This window comes from Micromonospora palomenae, from assembly GCF_007829925.1.
GTDB lineage: Bacteria > Actinomycetota > Actinomycetes > Mycobacteriales > Micromonosporaceae > Micromonospora > Micromonospora purpureochromogenes.
Map to the genome: position 1 here is coordinate 228,308 of NZ_VIXA01000003.1, position 17,377 is coordinate 245,684.

Consider the following 17,377-nt stretch of genomic DNA (forward strand, 5'->3'; position numbering starts at 1 on the left):
GGCCTCACCTTAGGTGACGGTCTTCCCCATCATAGTCATTCTATGTATAGTCATGACATGACTAAAGCATTGATCATCGGTGGTGGTATCGCCGGCCCGGTCGCCGCCCTCGCCCTGCGCCGCGCCGGCATCGACTCCGCGATCCACGAGGCGTACGAGCGGGACGCCGTCGGCGTGGGCTCCTTCCTGACCCTCTCGGTCAACGGGATGGACGCGCTGCGGGCGATCGGCCTGGACGAACTGGTCGCCGGGCTCGGTCACCCGACTCCCCGGATGGCGATGTTCAATCACCAGGGCCGTCGGCTGGGCGAGTTCGGCACCAGCGGCACCCGCACCCGGGGGCGGGGCAGCACCACGGTGCGGCGGTCCGACCTCTACCGGGCGCTGCGCGACGAGGCCGCCCGGCAGGGCGTACCCATCGTGCACGGCGCCCGCCTGGTGTCGGCCGAGTCGACCGGGGTGGGCGTACGGGCCCGGTTCGCCGACGGCCGGAGCGCCGAGGGTGACCTCCTGATCGGCGCGGACGGGCTGCGCTCGCGGACCCGGGAGATCATCGACCCGGCGGCGCCCGCGCCCCGCTACGTCCCGCTGCTCAACGCCAGTGGCTTCACCCGCGGCCTCGGGCTGCCCGGCGAGTCGGGCGTGATGAACATGGTCTTCGGGCGGCGGTGCTTCTTCTGCTGGATCCCGGTGGGCGACGACGAGATCTGGTGGTTCGCCAACCCGCCCCAGCCGGCGGAACTGACCCCGGACCAGCTCGCCGCCATCGGCCCGGAGGAGTCACGCGCCCGGCTGCGCGCCCTCTTCGCGGACGACGCCGGCCCGGCCCTGCGCATCGTCGAGGCCACCGACCGGATCCGGTACGGCTGGCCCACCTACGACCTGCCGTCGCTGCCCGTCTGGCACCGCGACCGGATGATCGTCATCGGCGACGCGGCGCACACCGCCGCCCCCTCCTCCGGGCAGGGCGCGGCGATGGCGTTCGAGGACGCGGTGACGCTGGCCCGGTGCCTGCGCGATCTGCCCGAGGTGCCGGCCGCGTTCACCGCGTACGAGCGGCTGCGCCGGGAGCGGGTCGAGCGGGTGGTGGCGCAGGGGCGGCGGAACAGCGGCACCAAGGCCGCCGGTCCGGTCGCCCGGCTGGTGCGGGACGTCGCCCTGCCCCTGTACGCCAGGCGGATGGCGAAGACCGGCGGCGCCTCCCTCGCCTGGCTGTACGACCACCACGTCGAGTGGGACGCGCCGGTCGCCGCCGGAGTCACTGCCCCGCGTGCTCCCGGTCGTACGCGGCCCGCGCCTCGCTGATGGCCCCGCGGTGCCGTTCGGCCCAGTCGGTGAGCGCCACCAGCGACTCGTAGAGCTCCAGGGCCATCGGGGTGGCGGTGTACTCCACCTTCGGCGGCACGGTCGGGTGCACCCGCCGGTGCAGCAGGCCGTCCCGTTCCAGGTTGCGCAGGGTGAGGGTCAGCATCCGCCGGCTGATCCCCTCCACCTGCCGTTCCAGTTCGGTGAAGCGGACCGGCCCCTTGGCGGCGGCCACCAGGATGCCGATGCTCCACTTGCCACCGACCCGGTCCAGCGCCTCGCGGACGGTGCAGGCGCGGGCCTGGGCGCGTCCGATGGACACACAGCTGTTCCCCTGGGACACCAAAGTGCCTCCTTCCGCTCGGTCTGATAGTCACAGACGATGGCCTCGGTAACAAACCGTGCACCAAGGAGGACGTCGATGACGAACCGATGGGCGGCGCTGCTCGTGCTCTGCGCCGGCAGCCTGATGATCATTCTGGACGGGAGCATCGTCGCGGTGGCCCTGCCCGCCATCCAGCGCGACCTCGGCTTCGCCGCCGCCGACCTGCCCTGGGTGGTCAACGCCTACCTGGTCGCGTTCGGCGGGCTGCTGCTGCTCGCCGGGCGGCTCGGCGACCTGGCCGGCCGCCGGCGGGTGTTCCTCGCCGGGGTCGCCCTGTTCACCCTCGCCTCGGTGGCCTGCGCGCTGGCCGGCGACCCGACCACCCTGGTCGTCGCCCGGTTCCTCCAGGGCGTCGGTGGGGCGCTCACCACCGCGGTCGGCCTCGGCATGGTCGTCGGGCTCTTCCCCGCGCCCGCCGAGCGGGCCCGGGCCATCGCGGTGTTCAGCTTCACCGGCGCGGCCGGCGCCACGCTCGGCCTGCTGACCGGCGGGTTCCTCACCGAGCTGGCCGGTTGGCCGGCGATCTTCCTGATCAACCTGCCGATCGGCCTGCTCATCGTGGGCGGCGCCATGCGCTGGGTGCCGGCCGACTCCGGCATCGGGCTGCGGGCCGGCCTCGACCTGCCCGGCGCGGCGCTGGTCACCGCCGGCCTGATGGCCACCGTGGTGGCGATCGTCGGCGCCGGCGAGCACGGCTGGACGTCCCCGCGTACCCTCGCCGCCGCGCTGCTGGCCGGGGCGCTGCTCGGCGCGTTCGCGCTCCGGCAGGCGGTCGCCGCCACCCCGCTGCTGCCGCCCCGGGTGCTGCGCACGCCGGACCTGGTCGCCGCGAACCTGGTCCAGTTCCTCACCATCGCCGCCTTCTTCGGCTTCCAGTTCCTGCTGGCGCTGGAGCTCCAGCTCGTGCTGGGCCTGGCACCGGCCGCCACCGGGCTGGCCTTCCTGCCCACCCCGGTGGTGATCGCGGTGGTCTCGCTCGGCCTCGCCGGACGGCTGATCGCCCGGTTCGGCGCCCGGGCGGTGCTGCTCACCGGGCTGGCGCTCGCCGTACCCGGGTTCCTGCTGCTGGCCCGGCTGCCGGTGGACGGCGACTACCCGACCGACGTGCTCCCGGCGATCCTCGTCTTCGGCCTGGCCGGCGGGCTGACCCTGCCCGCGGTCACCACCCTCGCCATGGCGGGCGCGGACCCGGCCGACGCCGGCCTCGCCTCCGGGTTGGCCAACACCACCCAGCAGGTCGGCGGCGCGCTCGGGTTGGCCGCGCTGGCGACTCTGGCCGCGCATCGCACCGACGTGCTGGGTGCCGCCGGCCGGGCCGGGACCGACGCCCTCGCCGCCGGCTACCGCGCCGCGTTCGCCGCCGCGGCCGCCCTGGTCACCGCCGCGCTGCTGGTCGCCGTGGTGGCGCTGCGCCGGGGTCAGGGCCGGGTGGAGCCGGTACACAGCACCGTGGCCAGCTCGTCCAGTGCGGCCGGGTAGCGACGGCCACCCACCCGGCCAGCCGCTCCAGCAGCGTGAGTGGGGTTGGGGCCCGGCGCGGGGGGAGGATCACAGGCGGAGGCAGCAGTTCATCGCCGACGTCAGCCGACAGGTCCTTGCGGCGGGTGGGCCGACGCATGGGAGAACGCCCAACCCGTCAAGGGTTGGGCGTTCCCCCCGCCGCGAGGCGACAGGTCACTTCTCGTCGTTGGGCCGATCGTCCCCGTGGTCGTGGCCCTTGTCCCGGTCCTTGTCGCCCTTGTCGTCGTGGCGCTTGTCCCGGTCCCGGTCCTCCCGGTCCCGGTCCTCCCGGTCCCGGTCCTCCCGGTCCCGGTCCTCCCGGTCCCGGTCCTCCCGGTCCCGGTCCTCCCGGTCCCGGTCCTCCCGGTCCCGGTCCTCCCGGTCCCGGTCCTCCCGGTCCCGGTCCTCCCGGTCCCGGTCCCAGCTCTTCTTGAGCTCGTCCCAGTCCCGGTCCTCGTGGTCCCGGTCCCAGTTCTCCTTGAGCTCGTTCCAAGCCCGGTCCTCGTCTTCGCTCCACCACGAGTTCCGGTCCTCGTCGTCCTTGTCGCGGCCCCGGTCCTCGTCGTCCTGGTCCCGCTTGTCGTCGCTCTTGATCTGGCCGCGGATTTCGCCGTTCGGGAACTTCTTGGTGTGCACGTTCACGTAGGTGACGCCGGCCTCGATCGCGTCGACGAGTTCGTCGAACTCGCCCGGCTCGATGCCCTGGTCGGCGGGGCCGACCACGTCCTCGGGCTTGATGGTCCCCTCGATGGTGGCTGGGGCCGGGGGGCAGGACTGGACGTCGTGCGACGGGCCACCCTTCGCGTCCTTCAGGTTGGAGCACAGGAAGACGGCGATGCCGCCGCTCTGGTGCCTCCCTCCGAAGTGGATGTGCGCCTGCTGGACGTCCTTCAGGTCCTCGTAGCTCAGCTCGAACTCGATCTTCTTGTCCCGTTGGTCGATCGTGGCTTTGAACCGGCCGGAGCCGGGCGTCGAGATCGGCTGTGGATCTTCCTCGAAGCCGCTGAGCTTGGCCCGGACGTTCACCTCCTTGTTGTCCCGCGAGTCGCTCCAGTCCCGCGAGTCGCGGGAGTCGTGCGAGTCCCGCTTGTCGCCCGAGTCGTCCCGGCCGTCGCCCATGGCGGCGGTGCCGATGGCGGTTGCCGCCACTGCTGCGCTGGCCGCCATCGCGACCGCCCAGAGTCGGGTACGTCCCATCATTGCTGCTCCCTTCTACGTGGAGTTCCTGAGCCGCGGGATCACCGGCGGACGAACCACTCATGACCGGACTCAGGCAGGCAAAGGTGCCGTGCGCCGGAGGTCGTTGTCGTCGAGACCGTCCCGCACTCGGTTCGATTGGCACCCTTTGTGAAAATTGTTCCACGTTCGCGGCAAACATGAGCCGGCTTCCCTGATCCGACCGTCAGGGATCTTCGAGAGGTGTGGATCAGACTGGGTCCTGTGCGGCCCACCCGGGCGGTTCGCCCTGGCTGGCATCCCTTACGTCGACGCCCCCAGCACGATGTGCGTACCGAAACGTCGAGTGGGACGAAGCTCAGCCATCCGCGGTGCAGCGACATTTCAGTCCGCAGCGCAGGGCCGCCCCGAACGCGCCGGGGTCAGGGCCGGGCGGAGACGGTACGCAGCACCGTGGCCAGCTCGTCCAGCGCGGCCGGGTAGCGGTGCGCAGGCGGGGTGGCGTACCCGACGACCAGCCCGGGCGGGCCCGCTCCGGGGCGGTGCCGGTGGGCGTCGAGCCCGGTCAGCGCCAGCCCCCGGGCGGCCGCGGCGGCCAGTATCTCCGCCTCGGTCCGCCCGCCCGGGGGCAGCGCGACGGTGGCGTGCAGCCCGGCGGCGACCCCGCCGACGGCCACCCACCCGGCCAGCCGCTCCAGCAGCAGGTCACGCCGCTGCCGGTAGCGGCGGCGGACGGTGCGCACCTGGCGGTCGTAGCCGTGACTGGTGATCAGGTCGGCGAGCGCGAGCTGCCCGATCACCTCGGTCTGCACGTCCAGGTGGCGCTTGGCCTCCACCACCGGCTCGACCAGCCGGGCCGGCAGCACCAGCCAGGCCAGCCGCAACGCCGGGCCGAGGGTCTTCGCCGCGGTGCCGACGTAGGCGACCTGCTCCGGGGCCATGCCCTGCACCGCGCCGACCGGCTGCCGGTCGTAGCGGAACTCGCCGTCGTAGTCGTCCTCGACCACCAGGGCGGCGGCGTCCCGCGCCCAGCCGGTCAGCGCGTGCCGGCGGTCCGGGCGCAGCGTCACCCCGGTCGGGTACTGGTGGGCCGGGGTGACCACCGCCGCCGCCACCTCGGCCAGCTCACCGGCGCCGAGCAGGTCGGTGCGGGCGCCGCCGTCGTCCACCGGCAGCGGGAGCACCCGGCCGCCCTGGCGGCGCACCACCTCGCGGTGGAAGGGCAGCCCCGGGTCCTCCATCGCCACGGTCGGCGCGCCGGCCTCCCACAGCACCGTGGTCAGCAGCACCAGCGCCTGGACGTACCCGCTGGTGACGACGATCCGCTCGGGGTCGGCCAGCACGCCGCGGGCCCGGCCCAGGTAGCCGGCGAGCGCGGCCCGCAGCTCGGCGCGCCCGCGCGGATCGCCGTAGCCGTACGCGCTCGCCGGGGCGACGGCCAGCGCCCGGCGGGTGGCCCGCAGCCAGGCGGTGACCGGGAAGGCGCCCACGTCCGGGCTGCCCGGGCGCAGGTCGTACCGGGGCGCGGCGGGACCGGGCATCGGCGTGGCGGCCGGCGTCCCGGCCTGCCGCAGCGGGCTCACCTCGGTGCCGGAGCCGACCCGGGCCACCAGCCAGCCCTCGGCGACCAGCTGGTCGTACGCGGCGCTGACCGTGCCCCGGGCCAGGCCCAGCTCGGCGGCGAGCGCCCGGGTCGCGGGCAGCCGCGTCGACGGCGGCAGCCGGCCGTCCCGGATGGCCGCGCGCAGCGCGCGTTCCAGCCCGGCCCGTCGACCGCCGCTGGCGTCCAGCTCCAGGTGCAGGTCGACGCCGAAACCGGCCCAGTCCATCGGCACGGGATTGGAGCTTAGGGGCGGGCCATCCGCCGGCCGAGAATGGGCCTATGACGTCGAGCCGTTCCGCCGCCGCACTGCGCGCCCTGCACCGCCCCGGCGACCCGCTGATCCTGCCGAACGCCTGGGACGCCGGCTCCGCCCGCGCCGTCGCCGCCGCCGGCTTCCCCGCCGTCGCCACCAGCAGCGCCGCCGTGGCGGAATCGCTCGGCCACACCGACGGCGAGGCGACCCCGGTGGCCGAGATGCTCGCCGCGGTGGCCCGGGTCGTCCGGGCCGTCGAGGTGCCGGTCACCGCCGACCTGGAGCGGGGGTACGGCCTGCCACCGGCCGAACTGGTCGAGCGGCTGCTCGCCACGGGGGCGGCCGGACTCAACCTGGAGGACTCCGATCCGGGTACCGGACGGCTGTGCGACGTGGACGAGCAGGCCGAGCTGCTCGCCGCCGTCCGCGCGGCGGCCGGACCGGACCTGGTGGTCAACGCCCGGGTGGACGTCTTCCTGCGCGCCGCCGGCGATCCGGCCCGGGCGTTCGACGAGGCGGTCCGTCGGGCCAATCGTTACCGCGCCGCCGGCGCCGACTGCGTCTACCCGATCCTGCTGGCCGACCCGGAGCTGGTCGGGCGGTTCGTCGCCGCGGTCGACGGCCCGGTGAACGTGCTGCTGCGCCCCGGCACGCCCGGGGTCGGGGAACTGGCCCGCCTCGGCGTGGCCCGGATCAGCCTCGGCTCCGGCGTGTACAACGCGGCCCGGGCCCGGGCCGCCGGGATGCTCGACGCGCTGCGCGGCGGCGGCGACCCGTTCGCGGGCTGACCGCCGCGTCGGCTTGCGGCCGGACGGCGCAGCCGGGAAGGTGGGCTGATGAGCGGGGCGGAGGAGACCCGGGACGGGGTCGGGCTGACCAACCTGGACCAACCGCTGCTCGCCGGCGGTGACGTCACCAAGCGGGACCTGGTCGACTACCTGGACGCCGTGCGCGAGCGCATCCTGCCCGGCCTGCGCGACCGGCCGCTCTCGGTGATCCGGCTGCTGCGCGGGCAGGACCCGTTCATGCAGAAGAACCTGCCCAAGTACACCCCGGACTGGGTGCGCCGCACCTCCGTCTGGGCGGAGGCGTCCCACCGGCAGGTGTCGTACGCCCTCTGCGACGACCGGCGCACTCTGCTCTGGTTCGCCAACCAGCGGGCGATCGAGTACCACCCGACGTTGAGCACGGTGGCGCACCCCGAGCACCCGACCCACCTGGTGCTCGACCTCGACCCGCCGGAGGGGGAGCCGTTCGGGCTGGTGGTCCGGGCCGCCGCGCTGGTGCGGCGGGCGCTCGACGACGTCGGCCTGGCCGGGGCGGTGAAGACCAGCGGGGCGAAGGGCGTGCACGTCTTCGTACCGGTCGACCCGGCGACCACCGCCGAGGAGGCGGCCGCCGCCACCCGAGCCCTCGCCGTGCACGCCGAACGGCTCGACCCGGCCCTGGCCACCACGGCCTTCATCCGGGAGGACCGGGGCGGCCGGGTCTTCGTCGACGCGACCCGGGCCGGCGGGGCGACCGTGGTGGCCGCGTACAGCCCGCGGGTCCGGCCCGGCCTGCCGGTCTCCTTCCCGGTGGCCTGGGACGACCTCGACGGGATCACCCCGGGCGACTTCACCGTGCGGACGGTGCCGGCGCTGGTGGCCGACCGGGACCCGTGGGCCGAAGCGCTGCCCGCGCCGCAGCGGCTCCCGGCCGACCTGGTCGCTGAGGGGCGGACCATTCCGATCGCCCGGGTGCAGGCCATGCACGAGGGGAAACGCCGGGCCCGGGCCCGCCGGGCGGCCGGCTGATCCGCGTCATGCCGACGGTAGGACGGTGCTGGTCGAGCTCCGGCCAGCGGACGATTGTCCAGGGGGTCTGCGGTGACCGCACACGACGCCGAGGCTGACGGCTACGAGCCCCACGACTACGACGCGCTCTACCGCGACACCGCCGACTCGGGCGGGCCGCCCTGGGACATCGGCGGTCCGCAGCCGGCCCTTGCGAAGGTGCTCGACCGCGGGGTGAAGGGCCCGAAGGTGCTCGACATTGGATGCGGCCCCGGTGACCTCGCGATCGCCCTCGCCCGCCGCGGCTACCAGGTGACGGGGGTCGACATCTCGCGCGTGGCGATCGACATGGCCCGCGCCAAGGCCGCCGGCGAGGGCCTGACGGTGCACTTCGAGGTGCAGGACGCCACGGAGCTGTCGTTGCCGTCGGCGCCGTTCGACTCGGTGTTCGACTCCGGTCTGCTGCACAGTCTCCACCGGCGCGGCGGCGGCGCGGTGGAGGCGTACCTCGCCCTGCTGCCGGGTCTCGCCGCGCCGGGCGCGACCGTCTTCGTCCTGGCGGTCTCCCTCGCGGCGGGCCACGGCTGGGGCGTGACCGAGGAGTTGCTGCGGGCGGGCTTCGCCGAGCCGCAGTGGGTCGACACGGACATCGAGGAGATCGACGTGGCCGCGGAGACCGGCGGCCGGGAGCTCTCGCTGCCCGGCTTCCTGCTCCGGACGGTCCGCGCCTCCGACACCTAGCCGCGACCGGCGACGGCCCAACCGGACGGCCCGCGTCGCTGGCGAACGACGACGCCGCCGGTGCCGACCGGTCACCCGCGCAGCGGGACCCGGACGCCGACCTGGCTAGCCGGCGGCGCCGGCGTGCAGCGGGTCCGCCAGGAGCGTGTCGAAGGCCAGTTCGGCGGCGCCGATCAGGGCGGCGTCGCGGCCGAGCGCCGCCGCGCGCAGGTGCACGATCTCGCGGCAGGGCGGCAGGACCATCGTGTCCAGGCGGCGGCGGACCGTGCCCGCGCCGGCGAGGTAGAGCTCGCGCAGCGAGCCGCCGAACACCACGGTGTTCGGGTTGACCACGTTGACCAGGTTGGCCACGCCGAAGCCGAGCCAGTCGGCGACCCGCTCCACGGCCGCCACCGCCGGCTGCTCCCCGGCCGCCGCCGCGCGCAGGACGTCGGCGACCGCGTCCGGGCCGCCCGGCTCCCGGCCGGCGTGCCGCAGCAGCGCCGCCTCGCCGATCTCGGTCTCCCAGCAGCCGCGTGAGCCGCACCCGCAGGGCAGGCCGTCCGGGTTGACCACCATGTGGCCGACCTTGCCGCTGCGCCCGCGGTGGCCGAGCACCAGCCGGCCGCCGCTGATGATGCCGGCGCTGACGCCCAGGTCACCGTGCAGGTAGACGACGTCGTTGACCCCCGCCGCCACGCCCCGGACGTGCTCGGCGAGGGCGGCGATGTCGGCCAGGTCGCCGGTGACGAATCGGGGGCCGGCCCCGAACTCCGCGCTGAGCGCGGCGTGCAGTGTCTCGTCGGCGCCGCCGATCCGGATCCGGCCGTCGGCGTCGCGGGTCGTGTCGACCACGGCGACCCCGCCGCCGGCCAGCAGCGCGTCACCGGGGACGGCGCGTTCCATGTCGCGGACGAGGTCGGCCAGCGGGGCGACGGCGTCGGGGGCCGCCATTCCGGACGGACGGTCGGCCTCGCGCAGGTCGAGGATGCGGCCGCCGAGGCCGACGCGGGCGGCGCGCAGCCGGTCCGCCTCGATGCTCAGCGCGTGCGCGTAGACGCGGCCGGAGCGGGGGCTGACCACCAGCGAGGGGCGGCCGGCGCGGCGGGCGGTGGTGGGCGCCTCCTCGGTCACCAGGCCGGCGGCGGCGAGGTCGGCGGCGAGTGCGCCGATGGTGCTCCGGTTGAGCCGGAGCCGACTGGTCAGCTCGGCGCGGGAGGTCAGGCCGTGCACGTGGACGTAGCGCAGCACGGCGCCGAGGTTCTGCCGGCGGATCTCCTCCTGGCTGGCGCCCGGCGCCGAGGCCGGCAGGAGTTCCGGGTTGCGGCCCTGCCGGGGTGGCCCGGACCGCATGGGTGTCGCCACGTGCAGGCCGCCTCCGGTCGGTCGTGGGTATCTGCCGGGGAGTACAACGAAGGGTCCCGGAAACGGACTTCCGGGACCCGACGTCGTGACTACCCTGAGGTGCTTACTTGGTGAGCGGCGCCAGCTTCGGGTCGTTCGCGTACGCCTCGGCCGCGTTCGCCTTGGTCACGGCGACCGGCGGGAGCAGGTACGTCTCGACGACCTTGCTGCCGTTGTTGTACGACTTGGTGTCGTTGATCTCCGGCTTGTCACCGGCCTGGAGGGACTTCACCATCGCGATGGTCTGCTTGACCAGGTTCCGGGTGTCCTTGTTGATCGTCATGTACTGCTCGCCAGCCATGATCGACTTGACCGACTCGACCTCGGAGTCCTGGCCGGTCACGACCGGGACCTTCTTGCCGGCACCCTTGATCGAGGTGATGATCGCGCGGGCCAGCGTGTCGTTCGGGGAGAGGACGCCGTCCAGCTCCTTGTTGCCGTAGGTCGAGGTCAGCAGCTGGTCCATGCGGGCCTGCGCACCCTCGGCCTTCCAGCCCTGGATGGCGGTCTGCTTGACGTCGGTCTGCTTCGAGGCGACGACCACGTTGCCCTTGTCGATCTCCGGCTTGAGCACGCTCATCGCGCCGTTGAAGAAGACACCGGCGTTGTTGTCGTCCGGCGAGCCCGAGAAGAGCTCGATGTTGTACGGGCCGTTCGGCTTCTTGGCCTTCATGCCGTCCAGCAGGGCCTGGCCCTGGAGCTGGCCGACCTTGAAGTTGTCGAACGCGACGTAGTAGTCGAGGTCCGGGGTGTTGGTGATCAGCCGGTCGTAGGCGATGACCTTCACGCCGGCCTGGTGCGCCGCGGCGACCTGGGTCGACAGCTGCGCGGCGTCGGTCGCGCCGATGACGATGACCTTGGCGCCCTTGGTGACCATGGCGGTGATCTGGGCCTGCTGGTCGGCGACGGTGGTCGACGCGCCGGCGTACTGCACGTCGCTCTTGAAGCCGGCCTCCTTCAGGCCGTTGGTGAACAGGTCACCGGCGAGGACCCAGTTCTCCGAGGTCTTCGACGGCAGGGCGACACCGATCAGGGAGTCGGCCGCGAAGCCCTTGGCCGGGGCGCCGGAGCCGCCGGACTCACCGTCACGGCCGGAGCCGCAGCCGGTCAGAGCCAGCGTCGCGATGGCGCCGATCGCCACCGTCTTGGCAAGGAGATTGCGCATGGCAAGTAGTGCCCTTCTTCTGTGGTGATAGGGGAGAGGTCGGTGGCCGTCAGCCGGACACCGCGGTCTTGGCGGGCTCGCGCTCCGCTTCCGACGGGGACGAGGGCGTGCTGGGCGTGTCTCGGCGGAACGAGCGGGTGAGGCTGCCGATGATCGAGAAACGTCCCTGCTTCTTGTTGTAGACGTCGAGCGCGACGGCCAGCAGCAGGACCAGCCCCTTGATGATCTGGACCTGGTCGCTGCCGACGCCCTTCAGCTGCAGGCCGTTGTTGAGCACGGCCATGACCAGACCGCCGACGATCGAGCCACTGATGGTGCCGATGCCGCCGGCGACGGCCGCGCCGCCGATGAAGACCGCGGCGATCGCGTCCAGCTCCCAGCCGTTGCCGTCCTGCGGACCGGAGGCCGCCGAACGGGCCACGAAGATCATGCCGGCCAGCGCGGCCAGGACCGACATGTTCATCATGACGAAGAAGTTGACCCGCTTGAGCTTGACGCCGGAGAGCTCCGCCGCCCGCGAGTTGCCGCCGACCGCGTAGATGTGCCGGCCCCCGGCGGTGTTGCGGGTGTAGAAGGAGTACGCCAGCACCAGCGCCACCAGGATGATGCCGGAGACCGGGAAGCTGGTGCCGACGCGGCCGCTGGCGAAGCGCAGCGAGGCGAAGACGATCACACCGACCATGACGGCCATCCGAAGGACCGAGATCCACATCGGTGCCGGGTCGGCGTCCATCTCCCGGCGGGTCTTGCGGGACTTCAGCTCCCGCCACACCACGGCCACGCAGGCGGCCAGGCCGAGCAGCAGGGTCAGGTTGTTGTAGCCCGTGCTCGGGCCGACCTCGGGCAGGAAGCCCGAGCCGATCACCCGGAAGCCCTCCGGCACCGGGATGGTGTTGGCGTCGCCGATGAACTGGTTGCCGCCCCGGAAGAGCAGCATGCCCGCCAGGGTGACGATGAACGCCGGCACCCCGATGTAGGCGACCCAGAAGCCCTGCCAGGCGCCGATGATCGCGCCGATGGCGAGACCGTAGAGGATGGCGACCGGCCAGGGCAGCGACCACTCCGCCATCGCCTTGGCCACCAGGATGCCGGTGATGGCGGCGACCGAGCCGACCGAGAGGTCGATGTGCCCGGCGACGATCACCATCAGCATGCCGATGGCCAGGATGAGGATGTACGAGTTCTGCTGGAACAGCGCGATCAGGTTGTCCGACCGCAGGGTCAGCCCGTCCGTCCAGATCTGGAACAGGACGACGATCGCCACCAGGGTGAAGATCATCCCGAACTGGCGGGCGTTGGAAGTGGTGCCTCCGAAGAGGTTCTTCTGCAGGTCCTTCAATCGGCTCATCGTGTCTGCATCTTCTTCGTAGAGGTCATCTGCTTCATGAGGGTCTCCGGGTCCGCATCCTCGCGGGCGATCTCGCCGGTGATGGTTCCTTCGAACACGGTGTAGATGCGGTCGCAGAGCCCGATCAGCTCAGGCAGTTCCGAGGAGATGACGACGACGCCCTTCCCCTGGTCGGCGAGCCGCTGGATGATGCCGTAGATCTCGTACTTGGCGCCCACGTCGATGCCGCGCGTCGGCTCGTCGAGGATCAGCAGGTCGGGGTCGGTGAACATCCACTTCGCGAGGACGACCTTCTGCTGGTTGCCGCCGGAGAGCTTGGAGACGCTCTCGTCGACCGACGGGGTCTTGGTCCGCAGCTCCCGGCGGTACGACTCGGCCGCCTTGTACTCCGCGACCTCGTCCAGGACGCCGTGCCGGGAGATCTTGGACAGCTTGGCGGCCACCGTCGACGTCTTGATGTCGTCGAGCAGGTTGAGGCCGACCGCCTTGCGGTCCTCGCTGACGTACGCGAGCCCGTGGGCGATCGCGTCCGCCACCGACTTCAGCACGATCTCCTTGCCGTCCTTGATGATCGTGCCCGACTCGTACACCCCGTAGGAGCGGCCGAAGACGCTCATCGCCAGCTCGGTGCGGCCCGCGCCCATCAGGCCGGCGAAGCCGACGATCTCGCCGCGGCGTACGACGAAGCTCTCGTTCTTGCAGACCTGGCGCTCGGCCGAGATCGGGTGCCGGACGTTCCAGTCGCGGACCTCGAAGAAGACCTCGCCGATCTTGGGCGTGTGGTCCGGGAAGCGGCTGCTCAGCTCGCGGCCGACCATGCCCCGCACGATCCGGTCCTCGTCGACCGCCCCGGCCTGGACGTCCAGGGTCTCCACCGTCCGGCCGTCGCGCAGGATGGTGATCTGGTCCGCGATCGCCTCGATCTCGTTCAGCTTGTGCGAGATCATGATCGAGGTGATGCCGCGCGAGCGGAAGCCGCGCAGCAGGTCCAGCAGGTGCCGCGAGTCCGCCTCGTTGAGCGCGGCTGTCGGCTCGTCCAGGATGAGCAGCTTGACGTCCTTGGCGAACGCCTTGGCGATCTCCACCAGCTGCTGCTTGCCGACGCCGATGTCCTTGATCAGGGTGTCCGGGTCCTCCTGGAGACCGACCCGGGCCATCAGGTCGAGCGCCATCCGGTTCGCGGCCTTCCAGTCGATCGCACCCCGCTTGCGCGGCTCGTTGCCGAGGAAGATGTTCTCGGTGATCGACATGTGCGGGATGAGCGCGAGCTCCTGGTGGATGATCACGATGCCGGCGGCCTCGCTCGCCCGAATGTCGGAGAAGCGGGTCTCGGCGCCCTGGTAGATGATGTCGCCGTCGTACGTGCCGTACGGGTAGACGCCGCTGAGCACCTTCATCAGCGTCGACTTGCCCGCGCCGTTCTCGCCGCAGATGGCGTGGATCTCACCGGCGCGCACCACCAGGTTGACGTCGGAAAGAGCCTTGACTCCTGGGAACTCCTTGGTGATGGAGCGCATCTCCAGGAGGATGGGCGCGTCGCTCATGACTTGCTGCACCTCGCCAACATCATGGATGCCTCTCGCTGGGTTAGGCCTCACGAGGTTTTGTTGCGTACCACAACTTATTCACGCGCGACGGCGATCCGCAAGTTTCCGTTGGCCGGCCGTTGTAACAATCCGGCAATATGGCGTCCGGTCCGTGCCCCGGCTGGCGGGGCTGTCTGGTTCCTCGGCCGCCGGGTGACGCGGTAGACATCGCCGGCTGTGTCGCCGGTCTCCCGCCCGGGCCGGTCCGCGCCCGCCATCGGGCCACCGGGGCCGCGACCTGCGTGGGCGTGCCGGCCCGGGGAGCGGCAGGACCGCCCCGGACCACTCGGTCCAGCCGCCAGGCCGCCTGGCGCGGACCGCTCAGATCCGCTCAGACGCGACGAGTCCGGCCAGGCCTGCCCGGACGGTCGGGGGCTGGTGCGGGCATCCGGCCCCGCTGTGCGCCGTCACGCACGGTCGAGCGAATGGCGGACGTGCTGCCGCGCCCGGTGAACCTGTGACTTCGCCGTGCCGACGGGTATCGCGAGCTGCTCGGCGATCTCGTCGTAGTCCAGCTGGCACAGGTCCCGCAGCACCAGAGCGGCCACCAGGTTCGGCCGCTGGGCCTCGAGGCGTTCCAACGCGTCCAGCAGGTCCAGTCGGGAACCGGCGATCACGCTGGTGGTCCGCGGATCCGGCAGATTGACCGGCAGTTCGGCAGCCACCCGCTCCGCCGCGCGCCGTTTCAGCGAGCGGTACGTCTGCCGGGCGCAGTTGGCGACCACGACGTGCAGCCAGGTGGAGAACTTCGACCGGCCCTCGAACCGGGTGATGTGCAGGGCAACCTGGAGCAGCGCGTCCTGGCACGCTTCCTCCGCGTCCTGAAGGCACGGCAGGAACCGACCACACTGTCGCAGCACATCCGGCCGGATGCGCGTCAGCAACGCGTCGAGCGCCGTGGCGTCGCCGGCTGCGGCCTTTCGCGCGATGGCCTCGGTCTCCGGGCTGAGCGCCATGGTCTGTCCATTCCCCCGAATGTGCGGCAGCGAGGCGGCCGACGACCGGCCTATAGTACGGCCGTGTCGGTGCCCGAACGGATCGGTCGGTATCGGGTTCGCCGGCGCCTCGGATCGGGTGCGTTCGCCACCGTGTGGCTCGCCGACGACGAGGCCCTGGGGACATCGGTCGCGGTGAAGGTCCTGGCGGACAACTGGACGCACCACGTCGACGTCCGGACCCGCTTCGCCGAGGAGGCGCGCATCCTGCGCCGCGCCGAGTCGGATCGACTGGTCCGCGTCCTCGACGTGGGCGAGTTGGCCGATGGGCGCCCCTATCTGGTGATGACCTACGCGTCGGGGGGCACCCTCGCGGAGCGACTCGAGACCGGACCGATGCCGGTGCGGGATGCGTTGGCCACCGCGGCGGACCTCGCCCGGGGCGTGGCCGTCCTGCACGGCCTCGGCATCATTCATCGGGACCTGAAGCCGTCCAATGTGCTCTTCACCGGACCGGGCACCGCGGAACGGGTGCTCGTCGGCGATCTGGGTCTGGCGAAGGCCCTCGCGCACGGCTCCGGCTTCACCATCATCGCCGGGTCGCCCGGCTACATGGCGCCGGAACAGGCCCGTCTCGGTGGCGGCCTCGACGTACGCGCCGACGTCTACGCGCTGGGGGCGTTGACCTACCACATGCTCACCGGCCGACCTCCCAGCCTGCCCGCGTCGGTCCAGGCCGTCGCGGCAGCGGCCGCGATGCCCGTGGTACGCCCGTCGAGGGTCCGCTCGGAGATACCGTCGCGCGTGGACGGTGTGGTGCTGCGGGCGCTGAACCCCGATCCGGCACGGCGGTGGCCGTCGGCGGTGGCGTTCGCCGACGCGCTGGACGCCGCGGCGGTGGGTCGGCCCGTCCGACGGTTCGTGCCCCTCCGGTGGCTGGCGGCCGCGTCCGTCCTGACCGTCGTGGCCGTGCTCGTCGGTACGGCGTGGGCCGACGGGCCCCTCCTGCAATCCCGTTGGACGCGGGTGGTCGACGCCTCCCACAGCCTCTCGGTGGCGGTGCCGGCGGCATGGGCCGGACAGGTACGTGACTCCGGCTGGAACCCGCAGTCGATTCGCCTGCCGGCCGGTCGCGCCCCCGGTCTGGTCGTCGGCGCGGACCTGGCGGCGTGGTCCGACCCGACGACCGCCGTCCCGGGTGTGTTCGTCGGTGCGAGCAGGGCGTTACGCGGTGCCACTCCGGCCCTGCCCGACCATTCGACCTGCGCTCCGGAGCCTGACCGGCAATACCGCACCGGCTCCACCACCGCCGCCGTGCAACGGTGGACCCGTTGCGGAGGCACCACCATCTCCTTCACCGAGGCGCTGATCACGCCGTCCACCGGCGACTACGGCATCTACGTCCAGATCCGGCAGGTCGACGGAGTCGACCACACCGAGGAGATCCTGCGTGGTGTGTGGACGAGCGAATCACTGGCGCCGGCCGTCTAGAGGCGCTCCCAGGTCTTACCGCCGCCGAACCGGTAGCGGCGCGTCTCCCTGCCGCCGTCGGCCTTCCGCACGGTCGTCACGATCACGCCCTTCTCGACGGTGTACGAGGTGAACGTCATCCGGCTGCCCGGTCCAGGGGGCGGGTCGGCTTGGATGAACCCCATCGTTTCGCGGGTCTTCTGGTCGAAGCCGAGCTTGACCGGGATGAGCGCCTGATCCAGGCCGTCGCTGCCGCACTCGATGAGGATGAGCGCGTCCTCGGTGACCGGGCTGCTCGCCGGCTCTTCGGTGAGGAACTCCGCGTACGCGGGTCGGGCGCCGCCGGGCAGCATGGTGCAGTTGTTGGCACCGGAGGACCCCCTACCATCGCGGAACCGCACGTCACCGAGGCCCAGGTAGTCCAGATTCGCCAGCGTCACGTTGGCCCAGTCCGTCTTGCGGATCTCGCTGGTCCTACCGGAGGTCGACGGGGCAGCCGACGGGGTGGTCGAGTTTGCGGCGCTCGGGGAGACGGCGGCACTGGCGGTCGCCGACGGGGTGGTCGAGGAGGAGGCGGCGGCGCTCGCGGAGGCGGTGGCGGTCGCCGACGGGGCACCCGCCGGTCCCGCCTCTCCGTCGACATTCTCCGGGTCGGTCGTACAGCCGGTCAGGATCGAGAGGCTGAGAGCGGCAGTCATCAGGCGCAGGGTCCACATCAGGGCGTTCCTTCCGTCCGGGCAAGGTTTCGGTTC

15 protein-coding genes are annotated in these 17,377 nt (G+C 72.4%); 6 read left to right on the top strand and 9 right to left on the bottom strand.

Annotated features, from left to right (window positions below):
* Positions 1 to 57: 57 nt before the first annotated feature.
* Positions 58 to 1,305, top strand: coding sequence for an FAD-dependent oxidoreductase (locus FHX75_RS21995; RefSeq protein WP_154942244.1), 1,248 nt, complete (start codon positions 58 to 60; stop codon positions 1,303 to 1,305).
* Here the strand turns inward: FHX75_RS21995 and FHX75_RS22000 are convergent.
* Positions 1,259 to 1,627, bottom strand: a complete 369-nt coding sequence (locus tag FHX75_RS22000) for a winged helix-turn-helix transcriptional regulator (protein ID WP_211364542.1) — start codon at positions 1,625 to 1,627, stop codon at positions 1,259 to 1,261. The two genes, FHX75_RS21995 and FHX75_RS22000, sit on opposite strands and share 47 nt — an antisense overlap.
* Before the next feature lie 99 nt (positions 1,628 to 1,726).
* On the opposite strand from FHX75_RS22000, the gene FHX75_RS22005 reads away from it, so the two are divergent.
* Positions 1,727 to 3,169, top strand: a complete 1,443-nt coding sequence (locus FHX75_RS22005) for an MFS transporter (RefSeq protein WP_211364543.1) — start codon at positions 1,727 to 1,729, stop codon at positions 3,167 to 3,169.
* 195 nt (positions 3,170 to 3,364) lie between these two features.
* Here FHX75_RS22005 and FHX75_RS32040 read toward each other — a convergent pair whose 3' ends face one another.
* Together FHX75_RS32040 and pdxR are read right to left on the bottom strand one after the other, a co-directional pair.
* Positions 3,365 to 4,387: a CHRD domain-containing protein gene (locus FHX75_RS32040; protein WP_170285435.1), complete on the bottom strand. Its 1,023-nt coding sequence runs from the start codon at positions 4,385 to 4,387 to the stop codon at positions 3,365 to 3,367.
* Positions 4,388 to 4,788: 401 nt separating this feature from the next.
* The gene (pdxR, locus tag FHX75_RS22015) at positions 4,789 to 6,195 is read right to left on the bottom strand and encodes a MocR-like pyridoxine biosynthesis transcription factor PdxR (protein ID WP_154942712.1); all 1,407 of its coding nucleotides are present in this window, start codon (positions 6,193 to 6,195) and stop codon (positions 4,789 to 4,791) included.
* 53 nt (positions 6,196 to 6,248) lie between these two features.
* Here pdxR and FHX75_RS22020 point away from each other — a divergent pair, with 53 nt between their 5' ends.
* The 3 genes from FHX75_RS22020 (at position 6,249) to FHX75_RS22030 (ending at position 8,738) form a co-directional block, all read left to right on the top strand.
* Complete coding sequence (locus tag FHX75_RS22020; RefSeq protein ID WP_154942247.1) at positions 6,249 to 7,010, top strand: isocitrate lyase/PEP mutase family protein; 762 nt, start codon at positions 6,249 to 6,251, stop codon at positions 7,008 to 7,010.
* Between the two features lie 48 nt (positions 7,011 to 7,058).
* The gene (gene ligD / locus FHX75_RS22025) at positions 7,059 to 8,018 is read left to right on the top strand and encodes a non-homologous end-joining DNA ligase (RefSeq protein WP_154942248.1); all 960 of its coding nucleotides are present in this window, start codon (positions 7,059 to 7,061) and stop codon (positions 8,016 to 8,018) included.
* Positions 8,019 to 8,090: 72 nt separating this feature from the next.
* Positions 8,091 to 8,738 carry a class I SAM-dependent methyltransferase gene (locus tag FHX75_RS22030; RefSeq protein WP_154942249.1) on the top strand — a complete coding sequence of 216 codons (648 nt, stop codon included), beginning with the start codon at positions 8,091 to 8,093 and terminating at the stop codon, positions 8,736 to 8,738.
* Between the two features lie 105 nt (positions 8,739 to 8,843).
* Here FHX75_RS22030 and FHX75_RS22035 read toward each other — a convergent pair whose 3' ends face one another.
* The 5 genes from FHX75_RS22035 to FHX75_RS22055 all read right to left on the bottom strand — a co-directional run bounded on the left by FHX75_RS22035 (position 8,844) and on the right by FHX75_RS22055 (position 15,080).
* Positions 8,844 to 10,070, bottom strand: a complete 1,227-nt coding sequence (locus tag FHX75_RS22035) for an ROK family protein (RefSeq protein ID WP_154942713.1) — start codon at positions 10,068 to 10,070, stop codon at positions 8,844 to 8,846.
* A gap of 115 nt (positions 10,071 to 10,185) precedes the next feature.
* The gene (locus FHX75_RS22040; protein ID WP_154942250.1) at positions 10,186 to 11,286 is read right to left on the bottom strand and encodes a substrate-binding domain-containing protein; all 1,101 of its coding nucleotides are present in this window, start codon (positions 11,284 to 11,286) and stop codon (positions 10,186 to 10,188) included.
* A gap of 49 nt (positions 11,287 to 11,335) precedes the next feature.
* The gene (gene mmsB / locus FHX75_RS22045) at positions 11,336 to 12,634 is read right to left on the bottom strand and encodes a multiple monosaccharide ABC transporter permease (RefSeq protein WP_154942251.1); all 1,299 of its coding nucleotides are present in this window, start codon (positions 12,632 to 12,634) and stop codon (positions 11,336 to 11,338) included.
* Entirely contained in the window at positions 12,631 to 14,178 is a 1,548-nt protein-coding gene (gene mmsA, locus FHX75_RS22050) for a multiple monosaccharide ABC transporter ATP-binding protein (protein WP_154942252.1), read from the bottom strand. The genes mmsB and mmsA overlap by 4 nt, the downstream gene beginning before the upstream one ends.
* Positions 14,179 to 14,627: 449 nt before the next feature.
* Entirely contained in the window at positions 14,628 to 15,080 is a 453-nt protein-coding gene (locus FHX75_RS22055) for an RNA polymerase sigma factor (RefSeq protein WP_246158456.1), read from the bottom strand.
* On the opposite strand from FHX75_RS22055, the gene FHX75_RS22060 reads away from it, so the two are divergent.
* Positions 14,994 to 16,646, top strand: coding sequence for a serine/threonine-protein kinase (locus FHX75_RS22060; RefSeq protein WP_246158459.1), 1,653 nt, complete (start codon positions 14,994 to 14,996; stop codon positions 16,644 to 16,646). The two genes, FHX75_RS22055 and FHX75_RS22060, sit on opposite strands and share 87 nt — an antisense overlap.
* Here FHX75_RS22060 and FHX75_RS30930 read toward each other — a convergent pair.
* Positions 16,643 to 17,323, bottom strand: a complete 681-nt coding sequence (locus tag FHX75_RS30930; RefSeq protein ID WP_170285436.1) for a hypothetical protein — start codon at positions 17,321 to 17,323, stop codon at positions 16,643 to 16,645. The genes FHX75_RS22060 and FHX75_RS30930 overlap by 4 nt on opposite strands.
* Positions 17,324 to 17,377: the final 54 nt, after the last annotated feature.

What these genes read in the sequence shown, in the direction of transcription:
- FHX75_RS21995 (WP_154942244.1), top strand. Translation starts at nt 58, where the DNA reads ATGACTAAAGCATTGATCATCGGTGGTGGTATCGCCGGCCCGGTCGCC.
- FHX75_RS22005 (WP_211364543.1), top strand. Translation starts at nt 1,727, where the DNA reads ATGACGAACCGATGGGCGGCGCTGCTCGTGCTCTGCGCCGGCAGCCTG.
- FHX75_RS32040 (WP_170285435.1), bottom strand. Translation starts at nt 4,387, where the DNA reads ATGGGACGTACCCGACTCTGGGCGGTCGCGATGGCGGCCAGCGCAGCA.
- pdxR (WP_154942712.1), bottom strand. Translation starts at nt 6,195, where the DNA reads ATGGACTGGGCCGGTTTCGGCGTCGACCTGCACCTGGAGCTGGACGCC.
- FHX75_RS22020 (WP_154942247.1), top strand. Translation starts at nt 6,249, where the DNA reads ATGACGTCGAGCCGTTCCGCCGCCGCACTGCGCGCCCTGCACCGCCCC.
- ligD (WP_154942248.1), top strand. Translation starts at nt 7,059, where the DNA reads ATGAGCGGGGCGGAGGAGACCCGGGACGGGGTCGGGCTGACCAACCTG.
- FHX75_RS22035 (WP_154942713.1), bottom strand. Translation starts at nt 10,070, where the DNA reads ATGCGGTCCGGGCCACCCCGGCAGGGCCGCAACCCGGAACTCCTGCCG.
- FHX75_RS22040 (WP_154942250.1), bottom strand. Translation starts at nt 11,286, where the DNA reads ATGCGCAATCTCCTTGCCAAGACGGTGGCGATCGGCGCCATCGCGACG.
- mmsB (WP_154942251.1), bottom strand. Translation starts at nt 12,634, where the DNA reads ATGAGCCGATTGAAGGACCTGCAGAAGAACCTCTTCGGAGGCACCACT.
- mmsA (WP_154942252.1), bottom strand. Translation starts at nt 14,178, where the DNA reads ATGAGCGACGCGCCCATCCTCCTGGAGATGCGCTCCATCACCAAGGAG.
- FHX75_RS30930 (WP_170285436.1), bottom strand. Translation starts at nt 17,323, where the DNA reads ATGACTGCCGCTCTCAGCCTCTCGATCCTGACCGGCTGTACGACCGAC.